The sequence below is a fragment of the Skermanella pratensis genome, from assembly GCF_008843145.1.
GTDB classification, from domain to species: domain Bacteria; phylum Pseudomonadota; class Alphaproteobacteria; order Azospirillales; family Azospirillaceae; genus Skermanella; species Skermanella pratensis.
Genome location: NZ_CP030265.1, coordinates 4,945,050 through 4,963,717 on the forward strand (window position 1 = coordinate 4,945,050; position 18,668 = coordinate 4,963,717).

21 protein-coding genes and 1 pseudogene are annotated in these 18,668 nt (G+C 68.6%); 7 read left to right on the forward strand and 15 right to left on the reverse strand.

Annotated features, from left to right (window positions below; genetic code table 11):
- The first annotated feature begins 46 nt into the window (after window positions 1–46).
- From DPR14_RS28445 to DPR14_RS22720, 3 genes are read left to right on the forward strand one after another with little or no spacing between them, the layout of a single operon-like run.
- Window positions 47–547, forward strand: a complete 501-nt coding sequence (locus DPR14_RS28445; RefSeq protein WP_246148500.1) for a hypothetical protein — start codon at window positions 47–49, stop codon at window positions 545–547.
- Complete coding sequence (locus DPR14_RS28450; RefSeq protein ID WP_246148502.1) at window positions 544–1,050, forward strand: P-loop NTPase family protein; 507 nt, start codon at window positions 544–546, stop codon at window positions 1,048–1,050. Before DPR14_RS28445 ends, DPR14_RS28450 begins: the two co-directional genes overlap by 4 nt.
- Window positions 1,047–1,838, forward strand: a complete 792-nt coding sequence (locus tag DPR14_RS22720; protein WP_158047178.1) for a MinD/ParA family protein — start codon at window positions 1,047–1,049, stop codon at window positions 1,836–1,838. Before DPR14_RS28450 ends, DPR14_RS22720 begins: the two co-directional genes overlap by 4 nt.
- On the opposite strand, the gene DPR14_RS22725 is transcribed toward DPR14_RS22720, so the two are convergent.
- Together DPR14_RS22725 and DPR14_RS27560 are read right to left on the reverse strand one after the other, a co-directional pair.
- Window positions 1,825–2,160 carry a hypothetical protein gene (locus tag DPR14_RS22725; protein WP_158047179.1) on the reverse strand — a complete coding sequence of 112 codons (336 nt, stop codon included), beginning with the start codon at window positions 2,158–2,160 and terminating at the stop codon, window positions 1,825–1,827. The genes DPR14_RS22720 and DPR14_RS22725 overlap by 14 nt on opposite strands.
- Window positions 2,157–2,294 (reverse strand): hypothetical protein, encoded by a 138-nt coding sequence (locus tag DPR14_RS27560; protein ID WP_192499117.1) that lies wholly within the window; start codon window positions 2,292–2,294, stop codon window positions 2,157–2,159. The genes DPR14_RS22725 and DPR14_RS27560 overlap by 4 nt, the downstream gene beginning before the upstream one ends.
- 564 nt (window positions 2,295–2,858) lie before the next feature.
- On the opposite strand from DPR14_RS27560, the gene DPR14_RS22730 reads away from it, so the two are divergent.
- The gene (locus tag DPR14_RS22730) at window positions 2,859–3,872 is read left to right on the forward strand and encodes a hypothetical protein (protein ID WP_158047180.1); all 1,014 of its coding nucleotides are present in this window, start codon (window positions 2,859–2,861) and stop codon (window positions 3,870–3,872) included.
- A gap of 9 nt (window positions 3,873–3,881) precedes the next feature.
- Here the strand turns inward: DPR14_RS22730 and DPR14_RS22735 are convergent, their stop codons facing one another.
- Entirely contained in the window at window positions 3,882–4,298 is a 417-nt protein-coding gene (locus DPR14_RS22735; RefSeq protein ID WP_158047181.1) for a flagellar FliJ family protein, read from the reverse strand.
- A pseudogene (gene fliI, locus DPR14_RS22740) lies at window positions 4,295–5,625 on the reverse strand (flagellar protein export ATPase FliI). The gene DPR14_RS22735 and the pseudogene fliI overlap by 4 nt, the downstream one beginning before the upstream one ends.
- A gap of 198 nt (window positions 5,626–5,823) precedes the next feature.
- On the opposite strand from fliI, the gene ctrA reads away from it, so the two are divergent.
- Entirely contained in the window at window positions 5,824–6,537 is a 714-nt protein-coding gene (ctrA, locus tag DPR14_RS22745; RefSeq protein ID WP_158047182.1) for a response regulator transcription factor CtrA, read from the forward strand.
- A gap of 42 nt (window positions 6,538–6,579) precedes the next feature.
- Here the strand turns inward: ctrA and DPR14_RS22750 are convergent, their stop codons facing one another.
- The 6 genes from DPR14_RS22750 to DPR14_RS22775 form a co-directional block, all read right to left on the reverse strand.
- Window positions 6,580–7,428: a CheR family methyltransferase gene (locus tag DPR14_RS22750; protein ID WP_158047183.1), complete on the reverse strand. Its 849-nt coding sequence runs from the start codon at window positions 7,426–7,428 to the stop codon at window positions 6,580–6,582.
- A complete protein-coding gene (locus DPR14_RS22755; RefSeq protein ID WP_246148504.1) occupies window positions 7,425–8,591 on the reverse strand; it encodes a protein-glutamate methylesterase/protein-glutamine glutaminase in 1,167 nt (388 codons plus the stop codon). Before DPR14_RS22755 ends, DPR14_RS22750 begins: the two co-directional genes overlap by 4 nt.
- Window positions 8,592–8,604: 13 nt before the next feature.
- Complete coding sequence (locus tag DPR14_RS22760) at window positions 8,605–8,970, reverse strand: response regulator (RefSeq protein WP_158047184.1); 366 nt, start codon at window positions 8,968–8,970, stop codon at window positions 8,605–8,607.
- A 97-nt stretch (window positions 8,971–9,067) separates the two neighbouring features.
- Window positions 9,068–9,559 (reverse strand): chemotaxis protein CheW, encoded by a 492-nt coding sequence (locus DPR14_RS22765; protein WP_158047185.1) that lies wholly within the window; start codon window positions 9,557–9,559, stop codon window positions 9,068–9,070.
- On the reverse strand, window positions 9,556–12,279 hold the full coding sequence (locus tag DPR14_RS22770) for a hybrid sensor histidine kinase/response regulator (protein ID WP_158047186.1): 2,724 nt from the start codon (window positions 12,277–12,279) through the stop codon (window positions 9,556–9,558). The genes DPR14_RS22765 and DPR14_RS22770 overlap by 4 nt, the downstream gene beginning before the upstream one ends.
- Before the next feature lie 286 nt (window positions 12,280–12,565).
- Window positions 12,566–13,192: a histidine phosphotransferase family protein gene (locus tag DPR14_RS22775; protein ID WP_158047187.1), complete on the reverse strand. Its 627-nt coding sequence runs from the start codon at window positions 13,190–13,192 to the stop codon at window positions 12,566–12,568.
- A 117-nt stretch (window positions 13,193–13,309) separates the two neighbouring features.
- Here DPR14_RS22775 and DPR14_RS22780 point away from each other — a divergent pair, with 117 nt between their 5' ends.
- Entirely contained in the window at window positions 13,310–13,498 is a 189-nt protein-coding gene (locus DPR14_RS22780) for a DUF3553 domain-containing protein (protein WP_158047188.1), read from the forward strand.
- Window positions 13,499–13,537: 39 nt separating this feature from the next.
- Here the strand turns inward: DPR14_RS22780 and hpxZ are convergent, their stop codons facing one another.
- The 3 genes from hpxZ to DPR14_RS22795 are packed head-to-tail and all read right to left on the reverse strand — an operon-like array spanning window position 13,538 to window position 15,503.
- Window positions 13,538–13,915: an oxalurate catabolism protein HpxZ gene (gene hpxZ, locus DPR14_RS22785; protein WP_158047189.1), complete on the reverse strand. Its 378-nt coding sequence runs from the start codon at window positions 13,913–13,915 to the stop codon at window positions 13,538–13,540.
- 5 nt (window positions 13,916–13,920) lie between these two features.
- Complete coding sequence (locus tag DPR14_RS22790) at window positions 13,921–15,303, reverse strand: AtzE family amidohydrolase (RefSeq protein ID WP_158047190.1); 1,383 nt, start codon at window positions 15,301–15,303, stop codon at window positions 13,921–13,923.
- On the reverse strand, window positions 15,300–15,503 hold the full coding sequence (locus DPR14_RS22795) for a DUF4089 domain-containing protein (RefSeq protein WP_158047191.1): 204 nt from the start codon (window positions 15,501–15,503) through the stop codon (window positions 15,300–15,302). Before DPR14_RS22795 ends, DPR14_RS22790 begins: the two co-directional genes overlap by 4 nt.
- Before the next feature lie 155 nt (window positions 15,504–15,658).
- Between DPR14_RS22795 and DPR14_RS22800 the strand changes: the two genes are divergently transcribed.
- Window positions 15,659–16,357: a GntR family transcriptional regulator gene (locus DPR14_RS22800; protein ID WP_158047192.1), complete on the forward strand. Its 699-nt coding sequence runs from the start codon at window positions 15,659–15,661 to the stop codon at window positions 16,355–16,357.
- Here the strand turns inward: DPR14_RS22800 and DPR14_RS22805 are convergent.
- Both DPR14_RS22805 and atzF read right to left on the reverse strand, forming a co-directional pair.
- Entirely contained in the window at window positions 16,354–16,617 is a 264-nt protein-coding gene (locus DPR14_RS22805) for a DUF3126 family protein (protein ID WP_158048304.1), read from the reverse strand. The genes DPR14_RS22800 and DPR14_RS22805 overlap by 4 nt on opposite strands.
- 134 nt (window positions 16,618–16,751) lie before the next feature.
- On the reverse strand, window positions 16,752–18,569 hold the full coding sequence (gene atzF / locus DPR14_RS22810; RefSeq protein ID WP_158047193.1) for an allophanate hydrolase: 1,818 nt from the start codon (window positions 18,567–18,569) through the stop codon (window positions 16,752–16,754).
- Window positions 18,570–18,668 lie beyond the last annotated feature (99 nt).

Here is an 18,668-nt window from a genome sequence, read left to right on the forward strand (position 1 = left end):
TTGAAAGGTGACGTAGGTGCGGCTGAAGAGCTTTCATGCTCCGACCATGGTTGAAGCGATGCGGCTCGTCCGCGACGCGCTGGGCGACGATGCCATCATCGTCGCCACGCGGGAGGAGGAGGGCGGCGTCCGCCTGACCGCCGCGATCGACGATGCGGAGCAGCCGCTGCTGCCGCCGCCTTCCAGCCACGAGCCGGAGCAGGAGCCCCCGGCCTACGGCCATGGCGGCCGTTCCTGGCGGCGCGAGCCGGAAATCGACATCGTCGACCTGATCTCCGACACGCTGACCCGCCACGGAACCCCCGCCGGCATCTGCGACCGACTCCTCAACACCATCGCGACCTACGACACCGGCGATCCGGTTGAAGCGTTGAGCGGCGCCCTGGACAGCATCTTCACCTTCCAGCCGCTGCCCCACGGCCGCGCCCCCCGCCCTTTCATGCTGATCGGGCCGCCGGGCGCCGGCAAGACGCTGACCGTCGCCAAGCTCGCCGCCCGCGCGACCCTGGGGGCCGCAAGGTCGGCGTCATCACCACCGACACGGTGAGGGCCGGCGGCGTCGACCAGCTCGCCGCCTTCACAAAGCTGCTGAAGCTGAAGCTGCTGGCGGTCGAGGACACCGACGCCCTGGCCGACGCCCTCGGCGTCCAGCGCGGAGTCGAGCAGGTGCTGATCGACAGCGCCGGCCGCAACCCGTTCGACCCCGACGACATGAACGACCTGGGGGACCTGCTGAACGCCGCCGACCTGGAGCCGGTGCTGGTCTTGCCGGCCGGGTGCGATGCGGCAGAAGCTGCCGAGGTAGGATCTGCCTTCCGCGAACTGGGAGCGCGCCGTCTGCTGCTGACCCGACTCGACATGACACGGCGGCTGGGCAGCCTGCTCGCCATAGCCTACGAGGCGCGGCTGAGCTTTTCCGACATCAGCGCCACCCCGCAGGTCGCCGAGGGCCTGAGCGCGCTCGATCCCGATTCCCTGGCACGCCTCTTGCTACCTTCCAGCGTGCAGCACGCGACACGATCCGCCAAGCAAACGGGAACTTTCTCATGACCGAAGCATCCTCGGTTTTCCCCGCCAACATCACCCCGCTGCGTGGCCACAACGTCGTCGCCGTGGCGAGCGGAAAGGGCGGCGTCGGCAAGACCTGGTTCTCCATCACCCTGACCCACGCGCTGACCAAGCTGGGCCGGCGCGCGCTGCTGTTCGACGGCGACCTGGGGCTGGCCAACGTGGACATCCAGCTCGGGCTGATGCCCAAGCGCGACCTGGGATCGGTGGTCGAGCGCCGCATGTCGCTCCAGACGGCCGCCGAGCGGTTCGAGGACGGCGGGTTCGACATCATCGCGGGACGATCCGGTTCCGGCAACCTGGCCAACCTGACGGTCCAGCGGCTGAACGAGCTGCGCGCCGACCTGCTGGAGGTGGCGCGGAACTACGACGCCGTCGTGATCGACCTGGGCGCCGGCGTGGACCGCACCGTCCGCCAGCTTTCCGGCCCCGCCGGGATCACGCTGGTGGTGACGACCGACGAGCCGACCTCGCTGACGGACGCCTATGCCTTCATCAAGGTCACCCATGCCGCCAACCCGAACGCCGACCTGCGCGTGGTGGTGAACATGGCGAGCAGCGTGCGCGAGGGCGAACGGACCTATGCCACGATCCTGAAGGCCTGCCAGAACTTCCTGAAGTTCTCGCCGCCGATGGCCGGCATCATCCGCCGCGACCAGAAGGTCCGGGACGCGATCCGCAACCAGGTGCCGCTGCTGATGCGCTCGCCCAGTTCCGACGCGGCCTCCGACGTGCGCAACCTGGCGGCGAAGCTGTTCACCGGGCCATGACCGGAACGGTGCCGCCCGCGGTCGCCGCGGCCCCTCCGGGCGCGGCCGGCACCGGAGCCGGAACGGCGGCGTCCGTGACGACCCCACCGCCCCAGCCGGCCGGCGAGGCAACGCTGGAGAAGCTTCCGGAAAAACTGAAGAACCTGATACGGACCATCGTGCTGTCCGGGACGGTGGTCGAGCAGGCGACCGACGGCAGCGTCAAGGTGCGTACCCAGGCGGGCGACCTGAGCCTGAAGACGCCCTTGCCGCTGCCGCCGGACCGCCCGGTGTCGCTCCAGATCCCGCCCGGCAAACCGCCCATCAAGGCCCTGGTCTTCATGCTCGGCCGCCGGCCACCCAGGTGCCCCAGCCCCAGCTCCCGCCGCAGCCGCAGCTCTCGCCGCAGGCCGCGCCGGCGCCCGCCGCCGCACCGCCCCCGAAGACGCCCCCGCCGCCCGCCGCGGCAACGCTCAACCATCCTCCGTGGCGAATGCCGCCGCCGCGGTTCCGCCGCCCGCGCCACAGGTAAAGGTGGGGGCGGTGATTCCGGCGACAGTCGTCTCCGCCAGCCCGCCGCCTCCCGTACCGGCAACGGCGGCACCCACGGCCTCCGTCCCGGCGCCGCCGCAGCCGCAGCCGCAGGCCCGGACGCCTGCACAACCGGGCCAGGCACAGCCCCAGCCGGCGCAGTCCGCCCCGCCGCCTCCCGCACCCGCCACATTGGCCGCGGTCCCTTCGACCTCGGCCGCGCCGCCCCATGGTGCGCCCGCCCCCCTGAATCCGCCTCGGGCACCCGACGCATCAGCGCCGCCGGCACCACCCCGACAGATGCCGCCGCCGGCTCCGCCGTCCGGTACACCCCCCGGCCCGGCCCCGCAATCGTCCGCCTCGGGAAGGCCCGTCCAGCAGGGGCCGGCTCAGCAGACCATTCCTCCATCTGCCACGACCTTGCCTCTCCCGGCCCCGTCCGGTGCTCCCCCGGCTTCCCCCGCTCCCCTTCCGGCCCCGCCGCCGACGGCTTCGGCGCAGCCGCTCCCGATGCCGCTCCTGAAGGCGGGCACGCCGGTGGAGATCCGGGTGGTCGCACTGCCGCCGCAGCCCCAAACGGCCCAGCCCCAGCCGGTCTCCACGCCGGCTCCTCCACAGTCTCCTCTACAATCTCCTCCACAGTCTCCTCCACCGGGGAGCGCCGCGACGCTGCCGGCGACCGTGGCGGGCACGACCAACACCGGGCAGCCGATCCTGACCACGGACAATGGCGTCCTGGTGCTGAACACGCGCGCGCCGCTGCCGCCGGGATCGCTGCCGCCGGGGACCCGGGTCGCCGTCAGCCTGCCCGCCCCTCCGCCCGCCGCCGACCAGCCATTCGACGCGCTTCGGGGACGGGACTGGCCGGCGCTCCAGGATGCGCTCGAGGTCCTCGCCAGGACCGATCCCGCCGGCGCCCGCACCCTCGCCAACGGGATCCTGCCCCAGGTCAACCCGCGCCTCGCCGCGACGATCCTGGCCTTCGCGGGGCACGTGAAGAATGGCGACGCCCGGAGCTGGCTGGGCGAACCGGCCGCCCAGGCCCTGGAGTCGCTCGGCCGCCGCGACTTGGTCGAGAAGCTGGGAGAGGACTTCAAGCAGCTCGCGCAACAGGCGTCGGAGACTCTGCCCGGCGACTGGCGTGCCTATTCGATCCCGTTCTCCGACGGCACGGAACTGAGCCGGATCAACCTGTATGTCAGGCACCCGGACGCCGACGAGGTGGACGAGGACGGTGAGGACGCGGCCGGAGGCTCCGCCCGGGCCAATCGGTTCCTGATCGACCTGACGCTCAGCCGGCTGGGCGAGCTGCAACTGGACGGGCTGGTGCGCCCCCGGCGCTTCGACCTGATCCTCCGGACCCACCTGCCCCTCCCCCCGGACATGCGCCGGGAGATCGGCCGGATCTTCCACGACTCCGTCGAGTCGCTCGGGATGACGGGGGGCGTGTCCTTCCAGGCGGGCACCCAGGGATGGGTCGCTGTCCAGCCCGGCTGCGCCGGAAGCGTCGGCTTCAGCGCCTAGGGAAGCGCCTCAGCGCCGGCGCATGAAGCCGCTCAGCGCGACCTCGTCCAGGGCGGCGTTCTCGCGCTGCTTGCGCTTGGCTTGGTCGCGCTTGTCGCGGCCTTCCTGGGCCAGCTCGTAGCGCTTCAGCTCCTGGAAGGCTTCCGCCATCTCCTCGGTCGCTTCGGCGATCTGCGACTCGACCTGGGCGATGGACTGCGCCAGGCGCTTGCGCCGCTCGATCGACAGCTTGGCGAAGTTGCCGTAGCCGAACCCGGCCTCCGGCGAGGTGCGGGCGATCTCCTGCTCCGCCGCGATCTCCGCTTCCAGCCGCCCGGCGTCGTCGGCCAGCTTGTCGGCCAGGGTCTGGAGTTCGGCCAGGGCCCGGCGCTTCTCGTCGAGGCGCCACTTGTGAAGGCGGATCAGTGTGTGCAGGCCGCTGCTCATGGCCAGGGTTCACCCAGGATCTCGGCAAGCTGGGCGTACCCCGTCGCCATGTCGGTACGCTCGCGCTTGCCTTGTTTCAGGAAGGCCTCGATGGCCGGATTGTACTCGATCGCCTCGTCCACCAGCGGGTCGCTGCCCCGGCGATAGGCGCCGAGCCGGATCATTTCCGCCATGTCGTTGTAGGCCGACAGCAACCGCCGGGCCCGTCCGACCAGCGCGTTCTCGCGGTCGGTGTTGCAGCCGGGCATGGTGCGCGAGACGCTGCGCAGGATGTTGATGGCGGGATAGCGGCCGCGCTCGCCGATCGCCCGCTCCATCACGATATGGCCGTCCAGGATGCCGCGCACGGCGTCGGCGATCGGCTCGTTGTGGTCGTCGCCGTCGACCAGCACGGTGAAAAGGCCGGTGATGTTGCCGTCGCCAACGCCGGGGCCGGCCCGTTCCAGCAGGCGCGGCAGCTCGGCGAAGGTGGTCGGCGGATAGCCCTTGGTGGTCGGCGGCTCGCCGGCGGACAGTCCGATCTCCCGCTGTGCCATGGCGAAGCGCGTGACGCTGTCCATCATGCACATCACGTTCTTGCCGCGGTCGCGGAAATACTCCGCGATCGACATGGTCATGTAGGCCGACTGCCGCCGCATCAGCGGCGCCTCGTCCGAGGTCGCGACGACGACGACGCTGCGCGCCATGCCGTCCTCGCCCAGGTCCTCGGTGATGAATTCCTGCACCTCGCGGCCGCGCTCGCCGATCAGGCCGATCACGTTGACGTCGACCGACATGTAGCGCGCCAGCATCGACATCAGCACCGACTTGCCGACGCCGGAGCCGGCGAAGATGCCCATGCGCTGGCCGCGGCAGCAGGACAGGAAGGTGTTCATGGCGCGGATGCCGAGGTCGATCTTCTCGCCGACGCGGCGGCGGGAATGGGCGGGGGCGGGTTGTTGCGGATCGGGATGCCGACCTTGCCGTTGAGCAGCGGACCCTTGCCGTCGATCGGCTCGCCCAGCGCGTTGACCACGCGGCCGAGCCAGCTCTCGTCGGGGAATACTTCCGGCCCGCCTTCGGTGACTTCCGCCTTGCAGCCGAGCCCCACCCCGTCCAGTCCGCCCAGGGGCATCAGGAGAGCGCGCCCCTGCCGGAAGCCGACCACCTCGCAGGGAACCCGCCGCCCGGCCCGCGCTACGATCGTGCAGCGGCCGCCGATCGACAGAAGCCGCTCGACGCCGCCCACTTCCACAAGTAAGCCCAGCACGGCCGTTACACGCCCAAAGTAGCGATACTCTGGTATGCGTTCAATTTCGTTAATAAAGTGGCTTTGCTGGAGGCGCACGATGTGAGATATCTATACGTGTATTAACCGTGTTGGCGAACGATTCGTCGGCAAATGCAGCGAAAGCGAAGATATGCAGGAATGATTAACTTTCTGTAAACTTTGCTAACGGTAGCATTAAGCTGAATCGTCTGTTAATATGTGTATCATCTGGTTCGGCAGGGTTGTGTTCCTGCCCATCAACGTCGGGATGTCGCCATGAGGGTTCTGCTGGTCGAAGACGACTCCTCGGTCGCCAAGAGTATTGAATTGATGCTGCATTCCGAGGGCTTCATCGTCGATTCCACCGATCTCGGTGAGGATGGGCTGGAGATCGGAAAGCTGTATGACTACGATATCATCATCCTGGACCTGATGCTGCCGGACATCGACGGCTACGAGGTCCTGCGCCGGCTGCGGTCCGCCCGGGTCACCACGCCGATCCTGATCCTGTCCGGTCTGTCGGAACTGGACCACAAGATCAAGGGACTGGGCGTCGGCGCCGACGACTACCTGACCAAGCCCTTCGACAAGCGCGAACTGATCGCCCGCATCCAGGCCATCGTCCGCCGCAGCAAGGGCCATTCGGACAGCGTGATCCGGACCGGCCGCCTGACGGTCAACCTGGACACCCGCACCGTCGAGGTGGACGGCCAGCCGCTTCACCTGACCGGCAAGGAATACGGCATCCTGGAACTGCTGAGCCTGCGCAAGGGCACCACGCTCACCAAGGAGATGTTCCTGAACCATCTCTATGGCGGCATGGACGAGCCGGAACTGAAGATCATCGATGTCTTCGTCTGCAAGCTGCGCAAGAAGCTCGCCCAGTCGACCAGCGGCGACAATTATATCGAGACGGTGTGGGGCCGCGGCTACGTGCTGCGCGATCCGCAGGAAGAAGCGGTTTCCCAAAAGGCGCAGGCGGCGGGGTGACGAACCCCGCCGTTCCGGCGTTTCCACAGGCAGAGAGGTATTTCAGCCCGCCACGGCCCGTGCAGTCTGCGCGCCGGCGGGCTGGTTCATCACATAGAGGCCGCGCTGGTTGTCCATGGGCTTGAACCGCTCGGTGATTCCCAGGACAGTCTCGGCGCCGCCCAGATAGAGCACGCCGTCGGCAGGCATCAGCTTGGCGATGCTTTCCAGCACCTTGCCCTTGGTCGGCTGGTCGAAATAGATCAGCACGTTGCGGCAGAACACGACGTCGAACTGGCCGAGCGGGGTCAGGTCGGTCAGCAGGTTGTACTCCCGGAAGGAGACCATCTGCCGGATCTTGTCGTTGAGCTGCCACTTGTCGCCGATCTGCTTGAAGTACTTGACCAGATGGGTGATCGGCAGGCCGCGCTGGACCTCGAACTGGGTGTAGATGCCGGCCTTGGCCTTCTCGACCATCTCCGACGACAGGTCGGTGCCGACGATCTCGAACCGCCACCCGTCCAGCCTGGCGCCCTCGTCCAGCAGCAGCATCGCCAGGGAATAGGCCTCCTGCCCGCTGGAGCACGCGGCCGACCAGATCCGGATCGAGCGGCGTCCGCCGCGGTTGGCCAGCATCATCGGCAGGACCACGTTGCGGAACTGGTCGAACGGCTTCTGGTCGCGGTAGAAGGACGACTCGTTGGTCGTCATCGCCTCCGTGATGTCACGCAGCAGGGCTTCCTCGCGCCGGGTGCGGATGGCTATGGCGAGCTCGTCGAGGCCCTTCATGTTCCACTTGCGCGCGACCGGCATAAGCCGCGACTCGAGCAGGTAGGCCTTGTCGCGGGACAGGACGAGGCCCGAGCGCTGCTTCAGCAGGGTGCTGAACATGTCGAAGTCTTCGACCTTCATGCTGCGGTCCTCAAAGCAATCTTGCGGATAAAGGGTCCAATTTCACGCAACGGCAGGACGGCGCTGCACAGGCCCGCCGTGGATACCGCGCCGGGCATGCCCCAGACCACGCTGGACGGCTCGTCCTGGGCGATCACCAAGCCTCCCGCCGCCACCAGTTCGGTGCAGCCGCGCATGCCGTCCTGGCCCATTCCGGTCAGGATGATGGCGAAGGCGCGGCGCCCGTAGATCTTGGCGATGGTGCGCATCATCGGGTCGACCGCCGGACGGCAGAAATTCTCCGGCGGGTCCTTGTTGACCGACAGCACCGTCCCGGTTCCCCGGGTGGCCAGGGTCATGTGGAAGTCACCCGGCGCCAGGTAGATGCGGCCGCCGACCAGCGGCTCGCCGTCCTTGGCCTCGGCGCAGGCGATGCCGCACTGGCGGGTGATGTGCTCGGCCAGGATGGTGGTGAAGGTGGCCGGCATGTGCTGGGTGATCAGGATCGGCTGGCGGATGCCGCCCTTCAGATGGGACAGGACCTCGAACAGGGCCTGCGGCCCGCCGGTCGAGCTGCCGATCGCGATGATGTCCGGCGGCGGGACGATCGTCGGCATCGGCCGGAGCACCACGGCGGCGGGGTCCATCGACCGGGGCCGCGGCAGCGGGGCGAGGGGAGCCGTCAGCCGCTCGTTGCGCAGGCTCAGGCGGTTGCGCGACCCGGCGCGCCGGGCCGAGGCGGCCAGCGCCTTGACCTTGCTGACCAGCTCCCGCTTGAAGCTGTCGGCCGCCCCCAGCTCGCGGGTCGAGGACGGCTTGGTGACGTAGTCGGCGGCCCCGGACTGGAGGGCCTTCATGCTGACCTCGGCCCCCCGCAGCGTCAGCGTGGAGGCCATGATGATCTTCACCGCCGGATCGATCGCGACCAGCTTGGGGATCGCGGTCAGCCCGTCCATCACTGGCATCTCGATGTCGAGGACGATCACATCGATGCTCTGGCGGGTCAGGGCGTTGATCGCCATCTGGCCGTCGCCGACCGAAGCGACGACCCGCAGTTCGGGATCGCCCTCCAAAGCGCGGGACAGCAGGCCGCGGATCACGGCGCTGTCGTCGACCACCATCACCCGATGGGGGTCGTCCGCGACCGCTGCGGCACCAGCGGGTTTGCCCGGAAAATCGCTCATGCTCCTCCGGGCCTCAGATCAGGCCGACCTGGGCGAACTTGGTCTGGATGATGTCGCTGTCGAAAGGCTTCATGATGTATTCGTTGGCCCCGGCGCTCAACGCCTCCTGGATGTGGGCCAAGTCGTTCTCGGTCGTGCAGAACACCACCTTCGGGGCGTCGCCGCCCGACATCTTGCGCAGCCGCCGCAGGAACTCGATGCCGGTCATGACCGGCATGTTCCAGTCCAGCAGGATCGCGTTCGGCATCTCCCTGGCGCAGGCTTCCATCGCCTGGCGCCCGTCCTCGGCCTCCGAGCAGGTGAAATGCAGTTCCTCAAGGATCTTCCGGGCCACCTTGCGGACAACGCGGCTGTCATCGACGACAAGACAGGATTTCATTAGGGAGACCTCGGCTATGGCGCTTGTTTCCGGGGCGTGGGGCGGGGCCGGGGCGGCGGACGGATCGGCGAACCGCACACCGCCCGGTCCCGGCCGCCTACACCGCCTCCAGATTGGCGAAGTTCAGCAGCCGGGACACGTCCAGCACCACCAGCAGCGTCCCGTTCAGGCGATAGATGCCGGTGGACAGTTCGCGCCAGCGGACATCGAGCGTCGACGGGTTGCGTTCGAAATCGTCGGAGGACAGGCTCAGCACCTCGCCGACGCCGTCCACCATCAGGCTGTAAAGCTCGCCGCGCAGGTCGACGACGATGCTCATGCCCGGCTTTTCCTTGGGCCGGGCCGGCAGGCCGAGACGCAGCCGGACGTCGATCGCCGTGACGATCCGTCCGCGCAGGTTCAGCGAACCGGCGACCTCGGGCGGCGCCAGCGGGATGCGGGTGATGCGCTGGTGTCCGAGAACGTCCTGGACCTGGAGCACGGGGATCCCGAACAGCTGGTCCGCGATCATCATGGTCACGAAGTCTTCGTTCGCATTGACCGAGAAGTCGTCGTACTTGGTCTTCTTGGCCGGCAGGTTGGCACTCATGCGGCACCTTTGGTCTCGGAGAGGGTCTGCGACAGGGTGAACAGCAGGGCGTCACGGTCGAACTTCGCCACATAGTCGGTGAAGCCGGCCTGACGGCCGCGGTCCAGGTCGCGCGGCGACGCGTGGCTGCTGAGCGCCACCAGGGGGGTCGTGTTCCAGCGGGTGTCCTTGCGGATCGCCTGGGCGAACTCGAACCCGCTCATGCCGGGCATCTCGATGTCGCTGACGATGACGTCGAAGTTCTCGCCCGCCTCGCACAGGTTCAGGGCCTCGTCGGCGCTCTCCACCGTGGTCACCTGGTAGCCCGCCACCGTCAGCAGCGGGGTCAGCAGGTTGCGGAAGAACGGGCTGTCGTCGACCAGCAGCACCTTGTGGGCCTTCTCCTCCTCATAGGCGTCCCGGGCCGAGGAGCCGAACCAGTCCTTGTAGGCCTGGGTCAGGAAGAAGCCGGCGTCGATCAGGTCGGTCGCCTTGCCCGCGATGATCGCGCTGCCCATCATGCCCGGCCGGTCGGCGGCCAGTTCGACCTGCAGGCGGTCCTCGACGATGTCGACGATCTCGTCCACGATCAGGCCCATGGAGCGGTCGCCGTCGGCGAACACCAGCACCGGCTGGCGGCCTTCGCGCTTCATCTCCCAGCCGCTGTCGATCGGCACCAGCGGCATCAGCTTGCCGCGGTACTGGACCACCGGCATGCCGTTGCTGAGCTCCACGGCGCTGAGGTCGACGTCTTCCAGGCGGGCGACCAGCGAGAGCGGGACCGCCTTGGGGCTGACGCCGCCGGCGCGGAACAGCAGCAGGGCGATCTTGTCGTCCTGGCGGGTGGCGTGGGCCACTGCGGTATCGGTCGCGGCGGCGTCGCCGACCGCCATCTCGCCGGACGAGGCGGCGGCGATGCCGTTCGGGTCCAGGATCATGATCACGCTGCCGTCGCCCAGGATCGTGTTGCCCGAGAACATCTCGATGTGGCGCAGGATCGGGGCGACCGGCTTGACGACGATTTCCTCGGTGTCGAACACCCGGTCGACGATGATGCCGAAGGTGTAGGTGCCGACCTGGGTCACGACGATGAAGGTCTCGGTGTCGTCGTGGGCCGGGCCGTCCAGCCGCAGCAGGCGCTGCAGCGACACCAGCGGCAGCAGGCGGTTGCGCAGGCGCAGGACCGGCGTGCCGTTGATCCGCTCGATGGTGTGCTCGCTGTCGGCGGCGGCGCGGACCAGTTCGACCACGCTGATCTGCGGGATCGCGAACCGCTCGGTCGCGCACTCGACGATCAGGGCCGAGACGATCGCCAGGGTCAGCGGGATCTTGATGATGAAGGAGGACCCGCGGCCATAGGTCGACTTCATCTCGATCGTGCCGCCGATCTTCTCGATGTTGGTCTTGACCACGTCCATGCCGACGCCGCGGCCGGAGACGCTGGTGACCTTCTGGGCGGTCGAGAAGCCCGGCTTCATGATGAAGGCCTGGATCTGGCTGTCCGACATGGCGGCCAGCTCTGCCTCGGTCGCCAGGCCGTTCTGGACGGCCTTCTGCTTGATCCGGTCGATGTTGAGGCCACGGCCGTCGTCCGTGATCTCGATGATGATGTGGCCGCCTTCGTGGTAGGCGTTCAGGGTGACGCGGCCGGTCTCGCTCTTGCCGGCGCGCAGCCGCTCGACCGGCGTCTCCAGCCCGTGGTCGGCGGAGTTGCGCACCATATGGGTCAGCGGGTCCTTGATCAGCTCCAGCACCTGGCGGTCCAGCTCGGTGTCGGCGCCCAGCATCTGCAGGTCGATCTTCTTGCCCAGTTCATGGGCCAGGTCGCGCACCAGGCGGGGCAGCTTGGCCCAGGCATTGCCGATCGGCTGCATGCGCGTCTTCATGACGCCTTCCTGCAGCTCGGACGTCACGTGGTTGAGCCGCTGGAGCGGGGCGGCGAACTCGCTGTCCTTCTGGCTGCGCAGGATCTGGAGGAGCTGGTTGCGGGTCAGCACCAGTTCCGAGACCATGGTCATGAGGTTTTCCAGCAGGTCGACGTTGACCCGGATGGTCTGGGCCGCGACCGCGGATTCCTTGTTGCCGGCGTCGCGCGTCTCGTCGGCGGTGAAGCCGGCGCCGCTCGGCGCATGGGCGGCGGGGGCGGGGGCCGCCACCGGAGCGGACTCGTGGACGACCAATTCCTTCGCGGCGGCGACCGGCACTTCCGGTTCCGGCGCGCGGGCCGGGGCGGCGGGGACCTGGGGCGCCGGCACCGCGGGAGCGGGCGCCGCGGCCACCGCCTGAGGCGGGGGTTCGGGGGCCGCGGCGACGGGTTCCGGAGCGGGCGGCGGGGCCGGCGCGGCGGCTGCGGCGGGGACGTCGCGGCCTTCGGCGATCGCGTTGAGGCGCGCGATCAGGTCGCTGTCGTCACCCGGCGGCTCGGCCTCGGTCGCTTCCAGGACCGACAGGATGAGCTTGATGGTGTCCAGCGATTCGAGGATCGCCGAGACCGCCTGGGGCGATACCGACAGCTCGCCGTCGCGGAACTTGCCGAGAACGTTTTCCGAAGCGTGGGCCACGTGCTCCAGGCGGGGAAGGCCGAGGAAGCCGCAGGTCCCCTTGATCGTATGGACCAGCCGGAAAATGTTGCTGAGCAGTTCGGGGTTGTTCGGGTTTTGCTCGAGCCGGACCAGCTCGACGTCGAGAACCGAGAGGTTCTCGGACGTCTCGGTCAGAAATTCGCTGAGCAGATCATCCATGACGATATTTCCCACGCCGTTTTTGGGCTTGCCGCTTTGCCATTCGGGCCCAAGAATGCACGACGCCACGCCGGCAGGCGTTCACTCCGGGACCATTCAAGCCTGCCAAACACTGATTAAGAGTACCTTACTTTCGCGTTTTCGAAATAGTTCTAATTCAAGAGATATAGGCAAAGCAAGCCATTGCTACCACTCTCGGCGAGTAGCAATAGACGCCTATTCTAGAAAGAAGGGAAACGTGCCGGGGAACCCCGCGCGGCAGAGCGGCGCGATCCGACCGCCTTCGTCAGATATTCAACCTGAGAACGAAGCGATCGGGTCCCTCCAACTCACCGGAGACGCGCATGCCGTAATGTTCGGCGAAGCGTCCGGTCGCGTACGCATGGACCGTACGCGGGGTCAGGGACTCGATGTCGGCATCGCCCGACAGCGCCTGCAGAGTCTCCGCCCGCAGCCCGGCGGAGCGGCCGGCGGCGATCACGACGGGCTCGCCGCCGGGACCCGGCTCCACGCCGATCCGGCCGCCATGGGCCAGCGCCTCCTCGCCCAGGATGACAAGGTTGAGAAGCACCTTGCCGGTCCCCTGCGGCAGCGGCGCCCCCTGCCCCAGGCGTCCCGGCTGCCACTCCAGCTTGTACTTGGTCCCGGCAAAATAACCCCCGGCCGCCTGGACGACATCAGCCATTCCGGAGGTCTCGCCCGCGGCGCCATAGGCGAGACGCAGAAGCTGGAGCCGGCGGGACGCCTGGTCCGCGCTGTGCGCGATCAGGCCGATGGCCTCGTCGGCCATGTCGGCCCCCATCTCCTCGATCAGTTCGACCCCATTGTTGATGGCGCCGACGGGGCTCACCAATTCATGGCACAGGCGGGAGCACAGCAGCTCGACCACGCGGATATCCAGGTTGGTCTTCATCTCATCCCATCGAAGGCTGGAGCGATTCCTGATGTCGCCCGTTCAGTCTATCATGGTACGAAATGGTTACGGCTGGAAGAGATCCTTTTTGATAACCGATACGGCTCAGGACCGGACATGAGCGATCCGACCATGGTTCCCGGCGCCCTGGTGCGCCACCCCGCCCAGCCCGACTGGGGACTGGGCCAGATCCAGTCCTCCATCGGCAACCGGGTCACGGTCAATTTCGAGCATGCCGGCAAGGTACTGATCAACGCCGCCGTGGTCTCGCTCGAAGTGGTGGATCCCGACGACGACCTGCATTGACCTGCCGTCCCTGCTCATCGAGCTCACTGTGCGGGAACACTAGCCGCCGATCAGGCTGACATGGGCGGCGACCACCCGCCAGCCTTCGGACGTCCGCATCCAGGTCTGGCTCTGGCGCCCGGTGCGCGGGTTGCCCTCGCGGCGGAACTCGGTGTTGGCCGTCGCGAAATCGCGCCCGTAGGTCGTGATCACCGTGTTGAACAGGTCACGCGCCAGCCCGGCCGACAGGCGGGCGGCGCGGAACGCCGATATGGCGCCGTAGCCGTACAGGTTCTCCCCGACGCCGTAGCGCAGCGTGCGGGGGCTGTCCCAGAACAGCTCGTCCAGCACGGCGACGTCGTTGGTCACCAGCGCCGTTTCGTACCGCTCGAACGCGGCGGTGACCTCCGCCAGGGTCCCGGGGTCGTTGATATCCATGGCCGTCATCTTTCCCAGCTCGTTTCGCCGCGCGCCACCGGCGCCTTGCAGACTCCTTTGGCTTCCAGGTCCGCCGCGACCCGAAGCGCCAGATCCTCGCGCCCCGGCGCCGCCACCACCTGGACCCCGATCGGCAGCCCGCCGGGCCGCCGCACCGGGACCGCCACGACGGGCAGGCCGATCAGCGACAGCGGCTGCGTGAAGATGCCGATGTTCGGCCGGACCAGCATCTCCACCCCGTCCAGAACCATGGTCCGCTGCCCGATCGGCGGGGCCGTGCAGGGCGTAGCGGGGGCCAGGATCACGTCGACGCGGGAGAACAGCTCCATCACCCGGTCATGATACCAGCGGCGGAAGCGCTGCGCCTGGAGATACCACGACGCCGGCACCATGGCGCCGGCCAGCAGCCGGTCGCGGGTCGCCGGATCGAAGTCCGCCGCCTGGGTCCGGAGCCGATCCAGGTGCAGGTTGCCGCCCTCGGCGGTGGTGATGACATAGGCCGCCGCCCGCGCCCGCGCCGCCTCGGGCACCACGACTGTTTCCCTGGCGCCCAGGGCCTCCGCGACCTTCGCCACCGCCTCGAACGCCGCCGGATCGGCGCCGCGGGCGAAGTAGTCGCCGGCGACCGCGATCCGGAGCCCTTCCGCCCCCTGCCCCAGCACCGGTGACACCGGCGCGGCGGCTTGCGGTTCCTGCATCGCGTCGTAGGCTGACGCGAGGTCGGCCGCAGAGCGCCCCAGCGGCCCCAGATGGTCCAGGCTGAAGCAGAATGGAAAGGTTCCCTGGCGGCTCAGCCGGCCGAAGGTCGGCTTCAGTCCGAACAGCCCGCAGAACGAGGAAGGCACCCGGATCGACCCGTTGGTGTCGGACCCTAGCGCCAGCGGCACGAAACCCGCCGCGACCGCCGTTCCCGACCCGCCCGACGAGCCGCCGGACATGCGGGCGGGATCGTGCGGGTTGCGCGACGGGCCGTAATGGCTGTTCTCCCCCGTGAAGTCGTAGGCGTACTCGCCCATGTTCAGGGCACCGACCAGCACGGCCCCGGCGTCGTTCAGGCGCCGGATCAGGTCGGCGTCCGCCCCGGCCGGCGGATGGCCGGCATTGATCCTCGAACCCGCCAGGGTCGGCAGCCCCTTGATGTCGAACAGGTTCTTGACCGCGAACGGGACTCCGGCGAGCGGACCGGGATCGCCTCCCGCCCGGACCCGCGCATCGACGGCGGCGGCCTCGCCGAGGGCGCGCTCCGCGGTGACCGCGGTAAAGGCGCCGAGATGGGCGTCCAGCGCCCCGATCCGGAACAGGGCGGCGCGCGCGACCTCGACCGCGCTGACCGTTCCGCCCTTCACCGCGGAGGCGATCTGCAGCGCGCCGCTGGCATGGTCGATCATCGGGACTCCTCCCCCGGCCGGAAGGCGGGTGCCAGCTCGACTCCGTCGGGCAGCGGGAACTCCGTGACCAGCCGGGCTATTTCAGCGGTGCGGGCCATGTTCGCGACGACACCGGGCCGGTAATCCGGGTCGATGGCCAATCCCAGCGCCGCCGCCATATGATCCACATGGCTCTCGGCATCGAAAGTATTATCGGGCATGGACCCTCCCCTTTGCTAAGGTCGCGGCCGGTTTCGTCGCAACCGGCATGCCAATGGCAAAGGGTACGGAATCGTTGGTTGAAGCGGACGCCGCTGCATAAATGTTGTGCGGGCCGAAGGCTATGCTGGCCGAATAGGGGATCGGGTGACCGGGCGTGAGTGACCAGAGAGCGGAACTGAGGCGGACGCGGGCGGACGAGATCCGCGAGGCGGTCGCCGACGACATCATGTCCGGGCGGATATTCCCCGGCGTCCGCCTGGACGAGCAGGAACTGGCCGACCGCTTCGGCGTATCCCGCACGCCGGTTCGCGAGGCGCTGAAGCAGCTGTCCGCCACCGGCCTGATCGTCCTGCGCGCCCATAAGGGGGCCGTCGTCACGCCGATGACCAACGGCGGCCTGTCGGAACTGTTCGAGGGGCTGGCGGAGCTGGAGGCCGCGTGCAGCAGGCTGGCGGCGGAGAAGATGAGCGGCGCAGAGCGGCGCGCTCTCGAGTCGGTTCACCGAGAGGTCGGCGACCTGGTCCGGCGCGGCGATCCGGACGAGTATCACCTCGCCAACATCCGCTTCCACGACATGATCTACCAGGGCAGCCACAACGGTTTCCTGGCCGAAACAACCGTCGCGCTGCGCCGGCGGCTGTCGCCGTTCTCGCGCGCCCAGTTCCGCAACCTGGGCCGCATGGCCCGTTCCTTCGCCGAGCACGACCAGATCGTCACGGCGATCGTGCGCGGCGACGGGGACGCGGCCTTCCGGTCGATGCGCGCCCATCTCGCGACGGTCGAGCACGCGTTCGAGGATTATCTCGCGGAGGAAGGCCGGGCGGCCAGGACGATGGCGGCCACCCGGCGCTAGGCCGTTCTAGCGGGTCGGCTTGCCCTTGCCGCCGGCGGGAACGGCGCTGGCCGGGGGAGGTCCTCGGACAGGATGGTGATGTGCAGGTCGTAGGACACCTCGCCCTCGTCCTCGTCCCTGTGCACCACACCGATGAACTCGTCGCCGATCAGCATTTCGATCGGCGCGCCGCGCTTGGGCGGAGGGACGATGGTGATCCGGTCGTTCCCGAAAGTCCGGCGGAGATAATCCTGGACCCTGGCGATCTCGTTGGGCGTCATCACACTCTCGACAGGCTGTTGCGGCTTCAATCCCCGATCCTGGTGCCGCAGGTCAATCGACAACATCGGGCGGAGGCTCCGTGTTGCGGCACCGGACGCCGTTGCGCAAGTCCGGAATGTTACGCCGCACGGATTCAGCCTCGCTCAGGCACGTTCCGCGACATAGGCCGCCAGCCGCCAAGATGCGAGATATCCTCCGCCCCGTGGGTGGCAAAGGCTTCGCACAGGAAGCCCTTGACCGGCCCGACGCCGTCGATCAGCACCGTGCCGATGCCGAGCGGCGTCCCGATCCCGGACACGAAGCGGGCGAAACCGGCGTCCGGCACCGCCCACAGTTCGGCCTCGATCGCATGCCCCTCGTCCGGCCCGACGCGCAGCAGGCCGGGCCGCGCCGGGGTCATCCCGGACAGGGCGAACAGGCGATAGAGGGGCTCGGTCCGGACCGCCGCGACCTTGCGGGCGCCCAGCGCCACCAGCTCGCCGTTCAGCGGCATGCCTTCCATGTGTCCGCCGACCACCGCCACCAGCGTTCCCTCCGACGGTGGAGCCTCGGCCGGCCGGTCCGGCAGGGGAGCGCCGGTGGCGCCCAGGGTCAGCCCGGTGGCGCGCTGCCAGCGGCTGCCCAGCGCCGCCAGCGCCCGGTCGCGTCCGGCAGGCGCGATCAGCGTGACGCCGAGCGGCAGGCCAAGGGGGCCGAAGCCGTTGGGAACCGCGACGGCGGAGAGGTCCAGCAGGTTCGTGAAGTTGGTGTAGGCGCCCAGGTTCGTGTTGAGCACCACCGGGTCGGCCTCAAGCTGGTCGACGGTGTAAATGGTTCCCGCCGTCGGCACCAGCAGCACGTCGATCTCCCGCCATGCTCGGCTCGCCGTCCTGCGCAGCTCCTCCAGCCGGTACATCGCCCGGAAGGCATCGACGGCACTGAAGGCGTCCGCGGACTGGATGATGCGCCGGGTGACGGCATGCACGCTCTCCGGCCGGTCGCGCAGGAAGGTCTCGACCGCGGCCATCCGCTCGGCGACCCAGGGGCCGCTGTAGAGCAGGTCGGCGGTCTCCCGGAACGGGGTGAAATCGATGGCGACCGACTTCCCGCCCAACTCCGTCAGGCGTTCGACGGCGTCGGCGAAGAGCTGTGCCGCCGCATCGTCGCCGAAGAAACGCAGGTCCTCGGCACGCGGCACCCCGAAGCGGAAGCGCTCCGGCAGCGCCGCGTCCTCCACGGTGCGCGAATAGGGATCGTCGGGATCGAACCCTCGGGCAACGTCGAACACGGCCGCCGCGTCGGCCGATGTCAGGGCGAAGATCGACACGCAGTCGAGCGAGCGGCAGGCCGGCACGACGCCAGACGTGCTGAGGGCGCCGCGCGTCGGCTTCAATCCCACGATGTTGTTGAAGGCCGCCGGCACCCTGCCCGACCCCGCCGTGTCGGTTCCCAGCGCGAAGCCGACCAGCCCGGACGAGACCGCGACCGCCGAGCCGGAACTGGACCCGCCCGGGATGTAGCGGGGATCGAACGGGTTGCGCGGGATACCGTAGGGCGAGCGGACGCCGACCAGACCGGTGGCGAACTGGTCCAGGTTGGTCTTGCCGACCAGCACGGCTCCCGCCTCCAGCAGCCGTTTCAACACGGGCGCCGTCGCCTTCGGCTGGTAGGCGAAATCGGGGCAGGCCGCCGTGGTCGGCATTCCCGCCACGTCGATGTTGTCCTTCACCGCGAAAGGGATGCCGAAGAGCGGCAGCCTGGCGGCCTGATCGCGGGTCAGCGCGTCCAGTTCTCCGGCCCGGTGCCGCAGGTCCGCCGGGTCGCAGCGGGAGATCCAGACGTGATCGTCGCCGGCCGCCGCGATCCGCCCCAGGACGGCCTCCACGACGGCGGCGACCGACAGGGTGCCCTTGGCGTATCCATCGCCGAGGGTGGCCAGGTCCAAGCTTCCGATCACGTCTCCCCCGCTCATCGCCATCCCCTTCCATCCGTCGCGTATGCGATCATGCATACAGCGAGCCACAGTTTTCTCCTTTGAAATCATACGTCTAACCCACTGCTAAATTGAAGA